Annotated in this window: 17 protein-coding genes; 15 read left to right on the forward strand and 2 right to left on the reverse strand. The window is 39.5% G+C overall.

The window, feature by feature from the left end; all coding sequences use genetic code 11:
- Window positions 1-116: 116 nt before the first annotated feature.
- Window positions 117-1,391, reverse strand: a complete 1,275-nt coding sequence (locus tag H5R88_RS00705) for a ClC family H(+)/Cl(-) exchange transporter (RefSeq protein ID WP_182577717.1) — start codon at window positions 1,389-1,391, stop codon at window positions 117-119.
- A 186-nt stretch (window positions 1,392-1,577) separates the two neighbouring features.
- On the opposite strand from H5R88_RS00705, the gene H5R88_RS00710 reads away from it, so the two are divergent.
- The 3 genes from H5R88_RS00710 (at window position 1,578) to ndk (ending at window position 5,609) form a co-directional block, all read left to right on the forward strand.
- Window positions 1,578-2,747, forward strand: a complete 1,170-nt coding sequence (locus H5R88_RS00710; protein WP_182577660.1) for a cation:proton antiporter — start codon at window positions 1,578-1,580, stop codon at window positions 2,745-2,747.
- Window positions 2,748-2,759: 12 nt separating this feature from the next.
- Window positions 2,760-5,078, forward strand: a complete 2,319-nt coding sequence (gene helD / locus H5R88_RS00715; protein WP_182577661.1) for an RNA polymerase recycling motor HelD — start codon at window positions 2,760-2,762, stop codon at window positions 5,076-5,078.
- 87 nt (window positions 5,079-5,165) lie between these two features.
- Window positions 5,166-5,609 carry a nucleoside-diphosphate kinase gene (gene ndk, locus H5R88_RS00720; protein ID WP_182577662.1) on the forward strand — a complete coding sequence of 148 codons (444 nt, stop codon included), beginning with the start codon at window positions 5,166-5,168 and terminating at the stop codon, window positions 5,607-5,609.
- Between the two features lie 322 nt (window positions 5,610-5,931).
- Here the strand turns inward: ndk and H5R88_RS00725 are convergent, their stop codons facing one another.
- Window positions 5,932-6,885: a DNA-methyltransferase gene (locus H5R88_RS00725; RefSeq protein ID WP_182577663.1), complete on the reverse strand. Its 954-nt coding sequence runs from the start codon at window positions 6,883-6,885 to the stop codon at window positions 5,932-5,934.
- A 277-nt stretch (window positions 6,886-7,162) separates the two neighbouring features.
- Here H5R88_RS00725 and trpS point away from each other — a divergent pair, with 277 nt between their 5' ends.
- The 12 genes from trpS (at window position 7,163) to ispE (ending at window position 18,968) form a co-directional block, all read left to right on the forward strand.
- Window positions 7,163-8,185 (forward strand): tryptophan--tRNA ligase, encoded by a 1,023-nt coding sequence (gene trpS / locus H5R88_RS00730; protein ID WP_182577664.1) that lies wholly within the window; start codon window positions 7,163-7,165, stop codon window positions 8,183-8,185.
- Window positions 8,186-8,328: 143 nt separating this feature from the next.
- Entirely contained in the window at window positions 8,329-9,270 is a 942-nt protein-coding gene (locus H5R88_RS00735) for a Ppx/GppA family phosphatase (RefSeq protein ID WP_182577665.1), read from the forward strand.
- Window positions 9,263-10,525 carry a hydroxymethylglutaryl-CoA reductase, degradative gene (locus H5R88_RS00740; protein ID WP_182577666.1) on the forward strand — a complete coding sequence of 421 codons (1,263 nt, stop codon included), beginning with the start codon at window positions 9,263-9,265 and terminating at the stop codon, window positions 10,523-10,525. Before H5R88_RS00735 ends, H5R88_RS00740 begins: the two co-directional genes overlap by 8 nt.
- On the forward strand, window positions 10,518-11,477 hold the full coding sequence (locus H5R88_RS00745; protein WP_182577667.1) for an HELLH-NELLK family protein: 960 nt from the start codon (window positions 10,518-10,520) through the stop codon (window positions 11,475-11,477). Before H5R88_RS00740 ends, H5R88_RS00745 begins: the two co-directional genes overlap by 8 nt.
- A 5-nt stretch (window positions 11,478-11,482) precedes the next feature.
- Window positions 11,483-12,181 carry an NAD-dependent protein deacylase gene (locus tag H5R88_RS00750; RefSeq protein ID WP_182577668.1) on the forward strand — a complete coding sequence of 233 codons (699 nt, stop codon included), beginning with the start codon at window positions 11,483-11,485 and terminating at the stop codon, window positions 12,179-12,181.
- A gap of 200 nt (window positions 12,182-12,381) precedes the next feature.
- Window positions 12,382-13,230 (forward strand): DUF72 domain-containing protein, encoded by an 849-nt coding sequence (locus H5R88_RS00755; RefSeq protein WP_182577669.1) that lies wholly within the window; start codon window positions 12,382-12,384, stop codon window positions 13,228-13,230.
- A 77-nt stretch (window positions 13,231-13,307) separates the two neighbouring features.
- On the forward strand, window positions 13,308-15,335 hold the full coding sequence (gene metG / locus H5R88_RS00760) for a methionine--tRNA ligase (protein WP_182577670.1): 2,028 nt from the start codon (window positions 13,308-13,310) through the stop codon (window positions 15,333-15,335).
- A complete protein-coding gene (locus tag H5R88_RS00765) occupies window positions 15,328-16,146 on the forward strand; it encodes a TatD family hydrolase (protein ID WP_182577671.1) in 819 nt (272 codons plus the stop codon). The genes metG and H5R88_RS00765 overlap by 8 nt, the downstream gene beginning before the upstream one ends.
- Window positions 16,143-16,709, forward strand: a complete 567-nt coding sequence (rnmV, locus tag H5R88_RS00770) for a ribonuclease M5 (RefSeq protein WP_182577672.1) — start codon at window positions 16,143-16,145, stop codon at window positions 16,707-16,709. The genes H5R88_RS00765 and rnmV overlap by 4 nt, the downstream gene beginning before the upstream one ends.
- Entirely contained in the window at window positions 16,702-17,595 is an 894-nt protein-coding gene (rsmA, locus tag H5R88_RS00775) for a 16S rRNA (adenine(1518)-N(6)/adenine(1519)-N(6))-dimethyltransferase RsmA (protein WP_182577673.1), read from the forward strand. The genes rnmV and rsmA overlap by 8 nt, the downstream gene beginning before the upstream one ends.
- A 91-nt stretch (window positions 17,596-17,686) precedes the next feature.
- Window positions 17,687-17,929 (forward strand): Veg family protein, encoded by a 243-nt coding sequence (locus tag H5R88_RS00780; RefSeq protein WP_182577674.1) that lies wholly within the window; start codon window positions 17,687-17,689, stop codon window positions 17,927-17,929.
- 187 nt (window positions 17,930-18,116) lie between these two features.
- Complete coding sequence (gene ispE, locus H5R88_RS00785) at window positions 18,117-18,968, forward strand: 4-(cytidine 5'-diphospho)-2-C-methyl-D-erythritol kinase (RefSeq protein ID WP_182577675.1); 852 nt, start codon at window positions 18,117-18,119, stop codon at window positions 18,966-18,968.
- Window positions 18,969-18,974 lie beyond the last annotated feature (6 nt).

Consider the following 18,974-nt stretch of genomic DNA (forward strand, 5'->3'; position numbering starts at 1 on the left):
CACTTCAATATGAGCAGAATCTAGTTGCCTAGAAAAATATTTATTCAATTTTAAAGCAAGAACATACAGGTTCCAACTTTAAGGGTACACGTCAAAATGGTGTTTATCAATCAGTTTTATTTTGGAAATAATTCTTTCCGTAACGATGCATAAATAGGTTGTCCGCCTAGTAAATTACTGGTGATATAGGCAATGAAAGTTAGAATCGTCATCGGTAGAATTTGGTCAACAGACCCAACCATTTCTGTTAGTAAAGTAATTGCAGTAAAAGGAGCCTCTTCGATTGCCCCAAAGTAGGCTGCCATTGAAATAACGATAAGGTTAAGATAGCATGTTGCGGGAATGATGTTTTGGTGGATCATAATTACACTTGCAATTGCGCCGATTAATGACCCTAATACAAGAATTGGCATGAAAATTCCACCAGGAACAGAAGCGCCATAGCTAATCATGGAAAAACAAAAACGGACGATGAAGAAAATAACAAAAAGTCCCAAAAGACTTGTTAAATTTTTATGTTGGTTAAGATTGACGATGTAAGAAATGAAATCATGACTTCCTCCTAAAATACGAGCATTCCACAATCCGATTGGAATTACGAGAAATAGAGGGATTGCACTGTGATAAATACTAGGAAACTTAATCTTACTGTACCACCAATGCAAGTTTAAAAGAGTATATTGATAGCCAAAAGCGAGTAAACCAATTAAAATGCCAAGAAGAACTAACCAACCATAGCAATCTTTTGGGACATTTGAATGGACTGGTATATAGAGGCAGGGACGAACTCCAAAAAATAAAATTGTCACAAAATCAGATGTGATTGCGGCTGCGAGGGCAGTAATACAACCCTGGGGATGAAAATCAAAGGTGATTTCTTCTAAAAGAAAGATAACTCCTGCTAGTGGGGCACTAAATGCAGCTGAAAGACCAGCGGCAACACCGCACTCTAGAAGGAATCTTGTTTCTTTTTTACTTATCATAAACTTTTCTCCCAATAATTGACCGATACAAGCTCCCATTTGAATACATGGACCTTCACGACCGAGAAAAAGTCCTGGACAAATTGCTAACAATCCACCAATGAATTTGCGCCATAAGACACTCCAAGCATTCATTTGATGTTCATTTAATAAAATAGCTTCAATTTGTGGTACTCCTGATCCAACTAAGTCGAGTAAGGAGGGCTTAAGGATTCTACTAAGAATGAAAATAATTAAAACTGTAATTATAATATAAGGGATAAGGAGTTGGGGATGTTGAGTCATTACCGGATAAATAAACATTAATAATTTTAACGTATGATCAATAATCCATCGAAAAATACTTACAATAAATCCGGTCAAAGCCCCAACAATAATGGCTTTACCTATTAATGAGATAAATGCCATTGACATCGGTTTCGATAAGACATCACGGGCACGTTTAATGTTAGACTGGCTATTTGACACAACAATTCCGCCTTTCAAAAATTTAAGGGTTATTTAACTTGTATTATACACGTTCTAAATAATATTTAGTGTTGATATGGTAAAATCGAAAATATGTTGCACAATAATTAACTTGGAGGAAAAGAAATGGAATTTATTGCAGTATTAGCAGGTTTGCTACTAGCAACACAAATTGTGGCGCATCTATGCCGGCGGGTTGAGATACCTGAAGTAATTGGACAGATTCTGGTAGGAATTATTGCAGGCCCTGCTGTTTTAGATTGGGTTCATCTAAACTCAATGATGAATGAATTTCAGGAAATTGGGGTTATTATCTTGATGTTCATTGCAGGGCTAGAAAGTGACTTGTCTCTATTAAAAAGATACTTGAAGCCAGCTGTTGTTGTAGCAATTCTGGGGGTAATTATCCCTATTGTAGTTATGGGACCAGTAAGTTATATATTTGGCTTTACTAAGCTTGAATCACTATTTATCGGGGTTATTTTTGCAACAACATCCGTTAGTATTTCAGTTGCAGTATTACGTGAATTTAATCGACTCGATAGCCGAGAAGGAGCAACAGTACTTGGAGCAGCAGTTGCCGATGATATTATTGGCGTTATTTTATTGAGTGTAATGATTAGCGTGATTAACGGAAGTAGCAATAGTGGTCACGGTAATGGGCAACCTTTGGGGATTGTCCTCTTGATGCAATTAGTATTCTTTGGTGGTACCTATCTATTGATCCGCTGGTTAGCACCTTACCTGATTCATATGAGTGATCGCCTATTAACGGTTGCTTCAACATCAGTAATGGCGATGATCATTTGTTTAGGAATGGCGGCAATTGCTGATTATGTTGGTTTGAGTGGGGCTGTTGGTTCCTTCTTTGCGGGAATTGCGGTTGCAAATACAAAGCATAAAGAAGTTGTTGACCGCAGCTTTATTCCAATTGGGTATGCAATGTTTATTCCGCTATTCTTTGTTAGCGTAGGCCTAAATATGCGCTTTGATAACATTAGTGAATCGCTTGTTTTTGTAATTGTAATGACAATCCTTGCGTGCCTAACAAAACTACTTGGATGTGGAGCGGGTGCTAAGTTATCTGGATTTAGCATGCCAAGTTCTTATGTTGTCGGCAGTGGAATGGTTGCCCGTGGGGAAATGGGCTTGATTACCGCTCAAATTGGTTATGAAGCTCATCTTCTTTCACCAATGTATTATTCAGATGTAATTACTGTGATTATTATCGCAACTGTATTAGCGCCATTTATCTTAAAGCATGCATTGAAACAATCAGCAAACGAACTTGAGTAAAGGGGACTTTTGATGGAAAATCATGAACGAGAAACGGAACAGGCACGAGTTGATAATGTTGAGAAGCAAATTGACCAACAAGTAGCTGCAACCACTAAAGCTGTTGAAGATGCTCATCGTGAAACACGAGCAGTTGAACGGAATTATAGTGAAAATGCGTCTATTAACCGTTATGAAGTTGATGATATTGCCGAATCCCGGTCAATGATTGAACAACAACGCCAATTAGTTTCGCGAGCAGCAGAAAGTGAATCAATTCTAAAACACCAATTAAGAACGCTAAAAAATTTAAAAGGATCACCGTATTTTGGACGGATTGATATTCAAGATCCTGGTGATGATAAGAGTGAAACCCTATATATTGGTACTTCATCTTTAATGAATGAAGATAAAACAGACTTTTTGATTTACGACTGGCGAGCACCAATTTCTGGAGTTTACTATAATGGTACCCTTGGTAAAGTAAAGTATGAAACGCCTGCGGGGATGCAAACCACAGAATTAAAAAAGAAACGGCAATTTACTATTAAAGATGGTAAGATCACGAACATGTTTGATACTAATGAAACTGTTGGTGATGAAGTTTTGCAAGCGGCTCTGGGAAAACAAAATGACCAGTATATGCATAATATTGTGGCAACAATTCAAAAAGAGCAAAATGATATTATTCGAGATACGCGTAGTGACCTTTTGCTAGTACAAGGAGTTGCCGGTTCGGGGAAGACTTCAGCAATCCTTCAACGAATTGCATATTTGCTTTATCATAGTCGAACAGAATTGAACGCTGATCAGATTGTTCTCTTTAGTCCTAATAAGTTATTCAGTCACTATATTTCTGAAGTTTTACCAAGTCTAGGGGAACGAAATATGCGGCAAGTAACACTGGAAGGATTTATTCGTCGGCGTTTTGAAGGATTGCAAGTAGAAACATTATTTGATCGCTATGAAGAACGGCAAAAACCTGAAAATACATCGCACGTTGTTGCCGACTTTATTGAAAGTGAATCTTTTATGACATTGATTGCACGTTACGTAGAAAAGATGACAATTGATGATTTGCAGTTTGCTGATATTCGCTTTAATGGTCAAATCTTCTTTTCTGCTGACCACATCAAGGCTCTTTATAAAAAATTACCATTGACGATGGCTCCTGCTGATAAGTTAGTTCAGTTAAAGAATAAGTTAATTCGTGAATTACAGCGGCGGGTTAAAGATGAGGCCAAAAAGGATTGGGTGGCTAAAGAGTTAGATTCACTTGATTTACAACAATTGCATAACCTTTATGGTAAGAAAACAATTGATGACTTTAAGAATGAAGATGAGCAATATGCTTACCTTTCACAGCGGTGGACTAAACGACGCTTACGTGTTATTGCCGATGCAATTTATAATAATTATTTTCTGGATTTTTATAATCAATATAATAAGTTTTTGCATAAGGTAGAAGTGCCTAAGACAATTAGTCAGCGGGAATGGGCGACAATGATTCTTGCATTTCAAGACGAGATTGAATACCATCGGTTGGAATTAATGCATGCAGCACCTTTGATGTATCTGCGTGATTTGATTTCCGGTACGGGACAAAATCGTTCTTTTCAATATGTGTTTATTGACGAGATGCAAGACTATTCAACCGCAATGTTGATCTATTTAAAACACGCCTTTCCCCAAGCTAAGTTTACGGTCCTTGGTGATAGTGAACAGGCTTTGTTTAAACCGTTACAATTACCGGAAGAGTTATTAAATAAACTTAGTGGGGTATTAAAGGCTAAACGGCCTAATTTAATTGCTTTACGGCGGAGTTATCGTTCCACGACGGAAATTACTAATTTTGCTAAAGCATTGTTGCCAGATGGTGATAAGATAATTTCGTTTACCCGTCATGGGAAGAAGCCGCGCCTATTAGTACGTTATTCTGATAAAGAGAGCCAGCAAAGTTTGTTAGATGAGACTCTTAAATTAGCTGGTGAACATGAAACGGTAGCTATCCTAACTAAGAATCAAGCACAAGCAACTGCTATTTATCAATTGCTTCATCGGCAAAAGGTTGAAAATATTCACCTCTTAGATAAAAATACAAGTGAATTGCCAAAGGGAATCTTAATCCTTCCTATTTACTTAGCAAAAGGACTCGAATTTGATGCAGTCCTTGCTGCTGATGTCTCTGCTAAAAACTTGGCTAACACTGATGAAGTCGGTATGATTTATACAATGGCATCACGAGCAATGCATGAATTAGTACTTTTGAGTAATGGCCCGGTTAGTGATGCTGTTAATGAAAAGGCAGGGCGACTCCTGACGATTGAGTACCAACTACCAAATAAAAATTAATATGTCTATTAACTAAAAACGCTTTCAAGAAGTGGTGACTTATGATAGTCTAAAGGTTGTAGACATAGAAAAAGGAGATGCTTCGCCATGGTTAAAGACGAATACACACTTGTACTAGTAAAGCCTGATGGGGTAAAGACTCGGCATATTGGTGATATTATTACCCGGATTGAAAGAAAGGGTTATAACATTGAAGCACTTAAAATGATTGAACCATCAGAGGAAAAGCTTCGTCAGCACTATTTTGATAAAGTTGATAAGCCATTCTTCCCTGAATTGCTAGAATACATGACAGAAGGGCCAATTGTTGGGATAGTTGTCTCTGGTACTAATGTGATTCAAGCAATTCACAATATGGCAGGTGCTACTAACCCTGGTGAAGCTGAATGGGGAACAATTCGTGGTGACTATGGTCGGGAATGGCCGGATGGGAACTTACGAAATATCATTCATACCTCAGATAATGTTGATAGTGCCACTCGTGAAATTGGTATCTGGTTCCCAGAATTTAATATTAAAGATAAGCAATAAATGAAGAGAGTGAGAATAATCTTCTCGACAAGGTAGTAAGCAAAGTTAGGACGATGTAGGCTAATTATCGTTCGTGCTTAGACTTGGGCCTTGTGGTGAGACGAAGCTAGTTCCACGTTATTTTGCTATTGTTCGTAAAAGCAGTAGGGGTTGGGATATAAGTCAGGTTCTTTTCACAAAAGACAAATAGCACACAAAATGGCCGCCAACGCTCGGTAAAAGCCGAACATTGGCGGCCTATTGTTGCTTGTGAGGGGGCTCTTAGAGGCTAACTTCGCGTCGAAAAACAAAGTCGCGAGTGACTTCTGTCCCGCTCTTTTTATTAAATTTCTCCCTTGTGCCTTTGAAGTTTTCGTTGAGCAGCAAGAGTATTGCGTTCCCAAAAAACACCATCAGTATAGCCTTGGATGGTACGATTATCTTTAACTTGATTAAGACGATACTGTCCCCAGGCACAATATAGCAGGCTCTGTTCAATTCCTAGATAATGTCGGTCTAGTTTAGCGGCAGTTACGAGACTTGAACCTGAGCCAGCGAAAGGATCAAAGATAAAGTCATTTGGATTCGAGCTAGCAAGGATGATTTTGGCAAGAAGTTTTTCAGGCTTTTGAGTTGGATGTCCAGTGTTTTCTGGCATTGACCAGTAAGGAATTGAAATATCATCCCAAAAATTAGAGGGCATTGTATCGCGGAAATTGCCATTTTTAGTTGCTTGCCAATCTTTAGCTACTCCGTCTTGTCGGTACGGGGCAACTACTTGACGACGTTGTTTAACTTGGTTGACATTAAAAGTGTAATTATCTGCATCGGTGGTTAAAAACCAAATATCTTCCATCCCGTTTTTCCAATTTTTCTGTGATCCACGGCCCTTTTCGCGCTGCCAGGTGATACGATTCTGAATAGTGAAATTTTGTTCGAGGACTGGAGCGAGTGCAATACTAGTTGCCCAGTCAGAAAAAACGTAGATACTAGCGTGTTTTTTTAGTAAAGGTCTTAAAAGATTAATCCATTTTTGAGTATAAGCTTGATATTGGCTAGTAGACATTTTTTTGAAGTTTAAACCGTCATAGTGTTTATTAAGATTATAAGGAGGGTCAATAAGGGCAAGATCAACCTGGTGAGGGGCTAGTTTAGTCATTACCTTAAAGGAATCCCCGTTGATGATTTTATCGGATGTTTTCTGAAGATTATCAGTAGGTTGAATAATTTGATTGAGGAGTTTAGCTGAAGCTTCCTCTAGCGTAAAATCGATTGTTTTATTTCTTTTTGAGCGCATATTGACCACTCCTGTTCGACGTTTAATATTATTATACTTGTCATATTCAGGATTGTCTTGCCTTTTTAGTAGGAGTTGGATTAAAATTGAGTATATTAAGTAGCACGAGCCATAGCGAGGGACGGTCGGTGAAAAGGTCCCCAAAGTGCGAAATGGTCACAACAAAATATATAATGAGTGGCAATGATGATTGCAATTTAGGTGGTACCGCGCGAAAAGCGTCCTATTTAGTTTATATGACTAAGTAGGGCGTTTTGTAATTTAGGAGGAATTTAAAATGGCAGAAGAAAAACACGTTATTTTAACTGGTGATCGACCAACAGGTAAGTTGCATATTGGACACTATGTAGGTTCATTAAAGAATCGGGTTGAATTACAAAATACAGGTAAATATGATACCTTTATCATGATTGCTGACCAACAAGCATTGACTGATAATGCCCGTGATCCTGAAAAAATCCGTCATAGTCTCCATGAAGTTGCCCTTGATTATTTGGCGGTTGGAATTGACCCGAAGAAATCAACAATCTTGGTTCAATCACAAATTCCAGCACTGAGTGAATTAACGATGCACTACCTTAACTTAGTAACCGTTGCGCGTTTACGCCGAAACCCAACTGTTAAGACTGAGATTAAGCAAAAGAAATTTGGTGAAAGTGTGCCAGCCGGATTCTTTATTTATCCAGTAAGCCAAGCAGCGGATATTACGGCATTTAAGGCTGATACAGTACCGGTTGGTGATGACCAAGAACCGATGCTTGAACAAACTCGTGAAATTGTGCGAACATTCAATCGTATTTACCAACAAGATATTTTGGTTGAACCTGAAGGGGTATTCCCACCAAAGGGTCAAGGACGGATTCCAGGACTGGATGGCAACGCAAAGATGAGTAAGTCCCTTGGCAATGCAATTTATCTTTCTGATGATGCTGATACAGTGCAGAAGAAAGTAATGTCGATGTATACTGACCCAACACATATCAAAGTTAGTGATCCTGGTCATGTCGAAGGCAATACTGTCTTTACTTACCTTGACATCTTTGATCCAGATAAAGAGCAAGTTGCTAAATTGAAGGAACAATATCAAGCTGGTGGCCTTGGAGATGTTAAGATCAAACGCTACTTAAATGAAGTCCTTGAGGCTGAACTTGAGCCAATTCGCAAGCGGCGCGAAGAGTATGCAGCTAATCTGGATTATGTTGATCAAGTTCTTAAAGAAGGATCAGCACGGGCAAATGAAGTTGCTAATCAAACACTTAAAGAAGTTCGTGATGCAATTGGGATTAACTACTTTGGCTAAAAATATAAACTGAAAAAGCGAGGTTGCTAGGAAAATAAGTTTTTCCTTGAGCCCCGTTTTTTTTCGTGTCTCCTATAGCAGAACATGGTAACATAAAAGAGATGTATTTATACGAAAAATAATTAATTAAAGCGGAGGTGAAAATGGTGGAAAACCTCGCGATTGTAGACCTCGGCTCAAACTCGGCCCGAATGGCAATAACAGAAATTGCTCCAGATGGACGATTTCGTGAAATTCGACGTGTAAAAGAAAATACACGTTTATCTGAGGGAATGGGACGAGAAAAAATGTTACAAGAGAGTGCAATCGAACGAACGATTACGGCTCTAAAACGATTTAAAAAAATCTACCAAGAGATTCCGAATATTAAGGTTCGTGCGATCACAACTGCAGCAGTTCGGCAGGCCCGAAATCGCCAAGAATTTTTGAATCGAGTCCAACGGGAAGTCGGTATTCATCTACAAGTTTTATCTGGTAAAAAAGAAGCCTATTATGATTACTTAGGCGTTGTTCGGACATTGCGACTTAACCACTGTTTAATTCTAGACGTTGGTGGAGCAAGCTGTGAATTGATATTGGTGCAGCAGCGAAAAGCACGTAATTTAATTTCTATTCCGGTGGGGGCTGTTAATTTATCAGAACAATACCACTTAAATGGCTATGTTCGTTCAGCTGACCTTTTTCGTGCTCAGGTAGCCATAAATGAACGATTGACTAAAATTCCGTGGTTACGATATGCGACACGTGTTCCGATTGTTTTGTTAGGTGGTGCTAACCGGACTTTGGCGCGTATGACTCAATCCTATCATCACCATCACCGCCGAAACGGTTCGATTCATGGGTATCAGCTTTCCTCACGAGTAGTGTTTGCTACTTACCGTGAATTATTAAATCGTAACTTGGCCCAGCGTAAACGTATAACTGGTCTAGAACCGGAACGAGCAGATATTATTATTGGTGGAATGCTGCCTCTTGTAACCCTTTTGCAACGCAATAGTGATGGTCGGGTTATTTTTTCGGAGAGTGGTGTCCGCGAAGGGATTATCACTGAATATGTAAATCAAAGGAAGCGACACCATGACTGATTGGCAACACGGTTTTTATAAATTATCTGCCGATGATCGACGGCAACAATTGACAAAAGCTCGTCAATTATCCCCCCTTGAAGAACAAGTATTAGCGAATACTAGTTCAGATTTAGGAGATGAGCTAGTCGAAAATTATATTACTGATTATTCTTTACCTGAAGGAGTAGCCTTAAATATAACAGTAAACAATCATCAGTATGTTGTACCAATGGTGATTGAAGAGCCTTCAGTCATTGCTGCTGCTAGTAATGGTGCGCATCGGGTAAGCAGGTCGGGAGGATTTATTGCCCCTCAGCAGGTCCGCCAGTTAGTGGGGCAAGTTGTTTTAGACGATGTAACGGATAAAGCAGCGGTTAAATCATGGTTATTGGCACACCGAGATGAAATTTTAACGATTGCAAACCAGGCTCACCCCTCAATGCAAGCACGTGGCGGGGGGGCAAAGTCGCTGAAAGTGCGTAATCCTGGTGACTTCATTAGCATTGATTTAGGGATTGATGTTTGCCAGGCGATGGGCGCAAATAGCGTTAATACGATGGCAGAAGCGGTTGGCAACTGGTTAACAGATCAAGGCTTCCATGTTATTACCGCAATTTTAAGTAATCTTGCAACGCGGAGCCTGCAAACTGCTACTTGTAAAGTAAACTTTCGATATTTAGCCACTACTGAGATGGATGGGGAACAAGTTGCACAACGAATAGCCCGACTTAGTGATCTTGCACAAGTTGATCCTTACCGCGCAGCTACCCATAATAAGGGGATAATGAATGGAATAGACGCAGTTATGATTGCAAGTGGAAATGATTGGCGGGCAATTGAAAGCGGTGCCCATGCCTATGCTGCTCGCGATGGTCAATACCGAGGCTTAAGCACTTGGAAAATCCAGGATGACTACTTGGTAGGAAAAATCGCTCTGCCTTTACCAGTTGGTGTAATTGGTGGATCAATTGGGTTAAATAAAATGACCAAGATAAACTATCATATTAGCCAAATTAAAAGTGCCGAAGAATTAGCAGCCGTAACCGCGAGTGTAGGCTTAGCACAAAATCTAGCTGCTTTACGGGCATTGACAACCACAGGGATCCAAGCCGGTCATATGAAACTTCAATACCGCTCATTAGCAGCAAGTGTTGGAGCTACGCCAGCCGAAGTTCCGTTAGTAGTGGCTCAATTAAAGCAGCAACCGCATGTTGACCAAGCCCTTGCTAAAGAAATATTATCAACGATCAGAAAGGACCAAGCTAATGACTGAAGAAAGAATTACACTAAATAAAGAAAATCAAGCACTCCTCGATCAGGTTAATAACCTTTATCCTGAGGGCAGTGTCTTTGTTCAGTTTCATGGTGATAAGTCGGGATACGTTCGCCATGACCAGGCAACTCAGCAAACTATTCCTGGTGCCTTGGTTATTATTGTGACTGACTTGACTGCTCCAAATTACACTGCTTCCCATGAATTATTGCACCTTTTGATGTTACTCAAAGGTTTTCCACAAATCTTTTTCCAGCTATCTCTTGGGGATAAGGAACTCGATGAGCAAATGATGATTATGTCAACGGACTTGTATAATATTGCAGTGCATCGAGTAGTGGTTGCAGAACAACGTAAGCATGGTTTTATTACTGATGAGATTGAAACAGAGTATCTAAAGGGAATTGAGCATACGTTAACTCCAGAAAAAGAGGAAGATGATGAACGGACTTTACGGCTGTTAACTCTTTTGGATGCCTTAGTCTTTTATGGTGCTCACATTTCAAAATATGAAAAAGTCTTAGAAGAAAAGTACCCTCATGCATTGGCGGCAGCCAAAAAGATGTATGCTGAGATTACAAAGAAACCAATTAAGTCACCGTTTGATATGCGGCGGTCAATTGTTAAGATCTATTCTTTGTTTGACCAACAGATGCAGGAATGGGGCTTGCCAGCATTACATAATAATGAATATACAACCGTCTCTCCCGTATTAAGTGCCCGTCAATTACGCTTAGAGATGCGCCAAGTTTTTGAAATCTATCATTCTGATATGAAAGAACGAGGAACAGATAGGCGTGCATATGTTGGTCTTCGGCGGAGTGATGGGCAAAATTCATTTACTCTTCCGGCACCAGCCCAGAATGCGCCAGAAGCCTTTAAGAAGATATATGATCAATCAGTAAAGGAATTCCTTGAACAGAATAGCATTCCATACATTGTAAGGAAGTGAGCTAGATGGATGCGACGATTCAAAAAACATTTGACGACGCAAAAAATATTGTCTTTCTAACGGGAGCCGGTGTTTCAACAGCTTCTGGTATTCCTGATTTTAGGTCAGCAAACGGTTTATATACGCAGAATCGTAATGCTGAATATTACTTAAGCCATCGTTATTTTGTTAGTGATCCAGAAGGCTTTTATGAATTTTGCAAAAAAAACTTGTATTTTCCAGATGCAAGGCCAAATGTAATTCATCAAAAACAGGCAGCATTAACACAACAGGACCGTGCTACTGTTATCACCCAAAATATTGATAACTTATATGAAGAAGCCGAAACAAAACACTTGATTGATTTTCATGGAAACCTCTTCCGAATTTATTGTGAAAAGTGTCATGAAACAGTGTCGGTGCGTGAATATTTGAAGAGTCGCTTGCATCAAAGGGATAATGGTCCCTTGCGCCCAGATATTGTGCTATATGATGAAGGAATTAAGCAAGAAGATATTGTCAATTCGGTCAAGGCAATGCAACAAGCTGACTTAGTTGTGGTTGTGGGCACTTCGATGAAGGTATACCCATTTGCGGGACTACTAGATTACCGTAATCCTAATGCTAAGGTGATTGCTGTTAATCAGCAGATATTGCAGTTTCCTTTTGATTTCCAAATGGTTCAAGTTGATGCAACAAAATTTTTTGATGAACTAAAAGTATAAAAAAGAAGCTGCAGTTGTCTGAGGACAATTTCCAGCTTCTTTTTGCTCCAGTGTTTATTCAAAGGGAATGACCTTCCTATCAATATTGAATGGTAGGGCTTAAGAGCGTTGAAAAATGAATATAGATTTATTTTTGAATGTCGAAGAATTTGCTAAATGATTTGATGAGGATTTTCAAGGGATAAAAGGGAGGATTAACGATGAAAATAACGATGGGGATGACAACGTGGACAGAACATCCGGTGCTTATTCATGATGAGCAACGCCCGGTAAGACTTGATGAGTATGCTCAATATTTTCCGGTGGTTGAGGTTGATACTTTCTTCTATGCTTTACCTCAAATATCAACAATTCAAAACTGGCTTGCTACGGTTCCCCCAACTTTTCAATTTATAGTTAAAGCTAATCAGAAGATGACATTGCATCAGCGGAATCAGGAACGTGGCGAACTGGAACAAGTATTTCAGCAATATCGTCGGATAATCACCCCTTTAGTAGCCACTGGTCAATTAAAGACAATACTATTTCAATTTCCCCCATATTTCGATGCAACTGTGCGTGACTTTTCCTACTTACGATTAATTCGAGAGTGGTTAGGGAACTTACCAATTGCAGTCGAATTTCGTAATCAAACTTGGTATAAGAAAGAAATTTTACCGTCAGTCTTAGATTTCTGTCGGGAACTCAACTTTACATTAGTGGCCGCTGATGAACCCCATAATACACCAACATCAGTACCATTTGTACTTGCAACAACTAATCCTGACTTAGCAATGTTACGTCTTCATGGGCGAAATCGAAAAGGCTGGGAAAATCAAGGGAAGGAATGGCGGAAGACACGGACTTTGTATCGCTATTCCACGGAAGAACTCCAATGCTTTAAAGAACAAATTGAGTCAATACAGCCGCAACCTAAAGAACTCTGTGTTATCTTCAACAATAACTCAGCTAAGGATGCAGCACCCAATGCATTGAGTCTGCAAAAAATGATGAATATTGAATTCGAGGGGCTGGCACCTAAATCGCCAGAACAGCTTGATCTGTTTTAGGATGGAGCAAGTCCCAATAAAATGCTATACTAAATGTTAAATCTTAATTAGTAATATCTTAGAAAGAGGGGCCTCATATGGCTGAACAAAAACCAACTTATTACATTACAACACCAATTTACTATCCATCTGGTAAGCTCCATATTGGTAATTCATACACAACGATTGCGTGTGATGCAGAAGCACGTTTTAAGCGTCTGATGGGTTATGACGTCTTCTACTTAACAGGAACTGATGAGCATGGCCTTAAGATTGAACAAAAGGCTGAAAAGCTCGGCATGAAGCCACAAGAATACGTTGATCAAATGGCTGCCCAAATTAAAGAACTATGGAATAAACTTGAAATTACAAATGACAAGTTCATTCGGACAACCGACGATTACCATGAAAAAGCGGTTCAAAAGATTTTTCAACAATTGCTTGACCAGGGAGATATTTATAAGGGTAAGTATACTGGTTGGTACTCTGTTGATGATGAAGAATACTTTACGGAAAGCCAGCTAGCAGAAGTTTACCGTGACGAAAACGGCAATGTGATCGGTGGAAAAGCTCCATCAGGTCATGAGGTTCAATTAGTTGAGGAAGAATCATACTTCTTTAAGATGAGCAAGTATGCCGACTGGTTAATGGACTACTATAAGGAACATCCTGACTTTATCGAACCACAATCACGGATGAATGAAATGATCAATAACTTCTTAAAACCAGGACTAGAAGACCTTGCAGTTACGCGGACATCATTTAGCTGGGGCGTTAAGGTACCTAGTGATCCTAAGCACGTGGTATACGTATGGATTGATGCATTATCAAACTATATTACTGCGCTAGGATATGGCAGTAATGATGATAGCCTCTTTAAGAAGTATTGGCCTGCGGATGTCCATATGGTAGGGAAGGAGATTGTTCGGTTCCATACGATTTACTGGCCAATCATGCTTCATGCACTTGGCTTACCATTGCCAAAACATATCATCGGTCATGGCTGGTTAACAATGCGTGACGGTAAGATGTCAAAATCAAAGGGAAATGTTATTTATCCTGAAACGCTTGTTGATCGTTACGGTCTCGATGCTACACGTTACTACTTATTGCGGGCAATGCCATTTGGTAACGATGGAGTCTTTAGTCCAGAAGACTTTGTTGATAAGGTAAACTATGACCTTGCTAACGATCTAGGAAACTTGCTTAATCGGACTGTTGCGATGATTAATAAGTATCAAAACGGTAAATTGGTTGGCACTAATGATGCAACCACTGATTTTGATGCTGATTTAGAACAAACTGCTAGTGATGTAATCGCTGAGTACAAAGAATTAATGGATAAAACACGATTTGCTGAAGCGTTGGCAACTATTTGGAAGCTAGTTAGTCGTGCTAACAAGTACATTGACGAAACTGAACCATGGGTATTAGCAAAAGATGACAGTAAGAAGGCTGTATTATCTGATGTGATGACCCATCTAGCAAAGAGTTTGCGAATTATTGCAGCCTTAATTCAACCAATTATGCCGAACGCACCAAAACAAATTGTTGAACAACTTGGAATTGAAGGGACTAACTTGTCATTAACTGATCTTCAATTTAATGATTTCCCAGCAGAGGCTCAGGTTGTCGCTAAAGGAACTCCGATCTTCCCACGCTTAGATGTAAAGGCTGAAGTTGAATTTATTAAGAGTAAGATGACAGCAAATGAAAAGAAGAAGGGAAGAAAGGCAATGGCTGAAGCAAAAGAAAAAGCTCAAGAGACAGCGCAAGAAGAGAAAAACGATGGTAAAAAGCCAATTCGGATTGATGTCTTTGACAAGGTTGAATTAAAAGTTGCGCAAATTACTGCTGCCGACCATGTAGAAGGCGCTGATAAGCTTCTTAAATTCCACATGGATGATGGGACGGAAGAAGGTCGCCAAATTCTTTCTGGAATTGCTAAATGGTATCCAGATCCTTCTGTTTTAGTAGGGAAGAAAGTTTTGATTGTTGCTAACTTGAAACCACGGAAAATGCGGGGAGAATTAAGCCAAGGAATGCTCTTATCTGCTGAAAAGGACGGTAATGTGCAAGTAGTAACTGTTCCTGATAATTTAGTGCCTGGAATGGGCGTTGAATAAAGTGAGCAATCATCAACACCAGCAGCTGGTTTATGATTCCCATACCCACCTAAATGACGATGTGTTTTATGATGATGTGCCTGCATTTATTAACCGTGCTGCTCATTATGGCGTGACGGAGATGAATATTGTTGGCTCTAATCAGCTGTTAAATACCCGTGCTTTAAAGTTGGGACACCAGTATGATAACCTTCACCCAATTATTGGTTGGCATCCAGAAGACATTGCTACGTGGAATGGCGAGACCAAGAAAGAGTTAGAGCATCAATTAACAGATCCCTTAGTGGTGGGAATTGGCGAGATTGGCTTAGACTATTATAATGATGAGCATTCTCCTCACAAACGGCAACAAGAAATCTTTGCTGAGCAGCTTGAATGGGCGCGCAAACTTAAATTACCAGTCTCAATTCACTGCCGGGATGCGTTAGCTGACACGTATGAAATTTTGCGTAATGCTCATGTTGATGAATTTGGTGGGGTGATGCATAGCTTTAACGGGACACCAGAATGGGCAGAGAAATTTATGGGTCTCGGGATGATGATTTCTTTTAGTGGTGTCGTAAGCTTCAAAAACGCAACAGAAGTCCACGAAGCTGCATTAGCTGTTCCCCTTGAAAAGATGATGGTTGAAACAGACGCTCCTTATCTTACCCCCTTCCCATACCGTGGAAAGCAAAATGAACCCGGCTTTACTAAGTTTACGGTGGATGCAATCGCTAATTTAAAGCAAGTCGATGCGGGAAAGGTAGCATATAAAACATTTACGAACGCCCGCCACTTATTTTTAGAAAATAAAGAAAGAGGCCTATGATTAGAATAAAAGAAGTTATAGTTGTTGAAGGTAAAGATGATACGAAGCAAATCTTAAAGGCTGTTGATGCAGATACTTACGAAACAAATGGGTCGGCAATTTCAACAGCTGACTTGGCAAAATTGAAAAAATTACAAACCAGTCGGGGCCTAATTGTTTTTACTGATCCCGACTTTAATGGGGAACGGATTCGAAAGATAATTAGTGAGGCAATCCCCGGAGTGAAACATGCTTTTATTAGGCGAAAAGACGGTGTGCCAACCGAAGCCCATGGCAGCTTAGGCGTTGAGCATGCAGCGCCGGTAGTCATAAAGTCAGCTTTAGAGCACCTTTACACACAAACAACGACCCCCCAGCAGGTTTTCAAGCGCGAAGACTTGCAAAAAGAGGGATTAACAGGTCAATCGGATTCCCGAAAACGGCGTGAAAAGTTAGGACAATTACTTGGAATCGGCTATGGAAATGGGAAACAATTGATTCACCGCCTAAACATGTTTCAAGTTGATCGAGCAACATTTGAACAAGCAATTAAGCAAATAAATCAGGAGGAAGATCATGAGTAATTCACCAGAAATTGGTAGTCGAACGCGTACGCGCGCGATAATGGAAAAGTATGGAATCCGAACTAAGAAGAGTTTCGGACAGAATTTTCTTACTGATTTAAATGTCCTAAAAAATATCGTTGAGGCGGCGGAAATTACAGCTAATGACAATGTAATTGAAATCGGTCCTGGTATTGGTGCTTTAACAGAGCAATTAGCACAAGCAGCTGGGGAAGTTCTAGCTCTAGAAATTGATCAGGATTTAATTCCGGTCTTAAAAGAAGTATTATCACCATATGATAATGTCAAAGTGATTAATCAAGACGTGCTACAAGCTAATTTGCCAGCACTAATTAAACAAGAATTTAAGGATCCTAGTCGTCCGATTAAGGTGGTTGCTAATCTTCCGTATTACATTACAAGTCCGATTTTAATGAATTTACTGGCTAGTCCTGTTGAGTGGGCAACAATTTGTGTAATGATGCAAAAGGAAGTCGCTCAACGACTCACGGCTAAACCAGGAACTAAACAATATGGAGCTTTAACGTTGGCTATTGAATATCAAATGCGGGCAAAAATTGCTTTTGATGTTTCACGGAAAGTATTTGTGCCGGCGCCTAATGTTGATTCCGCGATTGTTGTATTAACGCCACGGACAGAACCGCTTCCCGTGCAGCCTTTTGATAAGCAAAAACTATTTGGCTTTATCAGAGGATGCTTTGCTCATCGTCGCAAGAGTCTTTGGAATAACTTGCAAAGTGTAATTGGTAAAGATCCAGCAGTAAAAGAGAAAATAACTACTGTTTTAACCCAGTTAGGCATTTCCCCACAAATTCGTCCGGAAAAGTTAACCCTCGAACAATTTGTGGAGCTTGCGAATGCTCTTCATCATCAAAAACTCTTGTAAAAAGAGAGTTGACCGTTATAAAATAGTATGGTAAAATTTTGATTTTTGTAGAAAAAAAGAGTATGCTAATCTACAGTGAGGTGAAGAGGTCGTGCCTAATAGCATTGTAGAAATTAAAAAGAAGCTAGATGAACGGATTGGCAAGCATGTTTTAGTAAAAGCGCAAGCTGGACGTAAACGTATTACCACCCATCACGGTATTTTAAGCAAGACTTATCCTGCAGTATTTATTATTCATTTAAACGATGAACAGGGAACATTGGATCGAGTTTCCTATAGTTATACTGATTTATTAACGCAAAATATTTCAATTGACTTCGATGAAGCAGAATAAGCCAATAAAAATTAAAATTCATATTTAAAAATAATAGGAGTGATTAAAAAACACCTTTCAAAGGGAAGGCATTTTTTAATCACTCCTTTTTGCTTGCAGATTAGTTAGGAAACAGTGGTTGCAAGGATTATAGTTCCGTTAGTATAATTTAACTAACTAAATTATTACAAATAAGGAGGGATGCCGGATGATAGTTACAGAAAAAGCACCAGCAAAATTGAATTTGAGTTTAGACACGCCGATGCGATATTTTGATGGTTCTCCTCAATGGGATATGGTAATGGTCTCGGCAGACCTGGCTGATTATGTAACTGTTGAGACACATCGGCGCCCTGCAACAATTAAAGTCTATACAAACAGTAGCTTTTTACCAAATGATCAACGTAACCTAGCATATCAAGCGGCTCATATTTTACGCAGTCGTTTCCATTGTAAAGATGGCGTTACGATTCGGATTAAGAAACAAATCCCGGTAGCTGCCGGATTAGGTGGTGGCTCTTCAGATGCAGCAGCGGTTTTGCGAGCGTTAAATAATATTTGGCGGTTGGGTTTAAGTTTATCGGAACTGGCAAAGATAGCATTAACGATTGATTCTGATGTTCCATATTGTATATACAACAAATTAGCCCACATTACTGGTCATGGTGAAAAAATTGAATTATTACCACCGCAGCCGCATTATTGGGCAGTGATTGCAAAGCAAAAGATCAGTGTATCCACACCGCAGATCTTGCGGCAAATTAATTATGAAAAACTCCACCATCTTAATAATGAGGCTTTGCTTGTAAAGTTAAAAGAAGAGGATTGGCAAGCAGCAACAAAATATATGGGAAATGTTTTAGAGCCCTTAACGATGAATGTCTATCCGGAAATTGGCCGCCTAAAGAATAAGATGAAAGAATTGGGGGCTGACGTTGCGCAAATGAGTGGGACCGGCCCAACTGTATTCGCAATCTGCCATACGGAATCACGAGCAAGACGGATTCAAAATAGTATTCGTGGATTTTGTCGAGATGTTCATGTTGTAACTTTGCTTTGATCATAA

The organism is Limosilactobacillus agrestis (assembly GCF_014145585.1).
Classification (GTDB): Bacteria; Bacillota; Bacilli; order Lactobacillales; family Lactobacillaceae; genus Limosilactobacillus; species Limosilactobacillus agrestis.

Bases quoted from the DNA above. Each gene is read 5' to 3' on its own strand.
- ispE (WP_182577675.1), top strand. From the start codon at position 18,117: ATGATAGTTACAGAAAAAGCACCAGCAAAATTGAATTTGAGTTTAGAC.
- H5R88_RS00740 (WP_182577666.1), top strand. From the start codon at position 9,263: ATGACTGATTGGCAACACGGTTTTTATAAATTATCTGCCGATGATCGA.
- metG (WP_182577670.1), top strand. From the start codon at position 13,308: ATGGCTGAACAAAAACCAACTTATTACATTACAACACCAATTTACTAT.
- rnmV (WP_182577672.1), top strand. From the start codon at position 16,143: ATGATTAGAATAAAAGAAGTTATAGTTGTTGAAGGTAAAGATGATACG.
- helD (WP_182577661.1), top strand. From the start codon at position 2,760: ATGGAAAATCATGAACGAGAAACGGAACAGGCACGAGTTGATAATGTT.
- rsmA (WP_182577673.1), top strand. From the start codon at position 16,702: ATGAGTAATTCACCAGAAATTGGTAGTCGAACGCGTACGCGCGCGATA.
- ndk (WP_182577662.1), top strand. From the start codon at position 5,166: ATGGTTAAAGACGAATACACACTTGTACTAGTAAAGCCTGATGGGGTA.
- H5R88_RS00750 (WP_182577668.1), top strand. From the start codon at position 11,483: ATGGATGCGACGATTCAAAAAACATTTGACGACGCAAAAAATATTGTC.
- H5R88_RS00725 (WP_182577663.1), bottom strand. From the start codon at position 6,885: ATGCGCTCAAAAAGAAATAAAACAATCGATTTTACGCTAGAGGAAGCT.
- H5R88_RS00710 (WP_182577660.1), top strand. From the start codon at position 1,578: ATGGAATTTATTGCAGTATTAGCAGGTTTGCTACTAGCAACACAAATT.
- H5R88_RS00735 (WP_182577665.1), top strand. From the start codon at position 8,329: ATGGTGGAAAACCTCGCGATTGTAGACCTCGGCTCAAACTCGGCCCGA.
- H5R88_RS00745 (WP_182577667.1), top strand. From the start codon at position 10,518: ATGACTGAAGAAAGAATTACACTAAATAAAGAAAATCAAGCACTCCTC.
- trpS (WP_182577664.1), top strand. From the start codon at position 7,163: ATGGCAGAAGAAAAACACGTTATTTTAACTGGTGATCGACCAACAGGT.
- H5R88_RS00755 (WP_182577669.1), top strand. From the start codon at position 12,382: ATGAAAATAACGATGGGGATGACAACGTGGACAGAACATCCGGTGCTT.
- H5R88_RS00705 (WP_182577717.1), bottom strand. From the start codon at position 1,391: ATGGCATTTATCTCATTAATAGGTAAAGCCATTATTGTTGGGGCTTTG.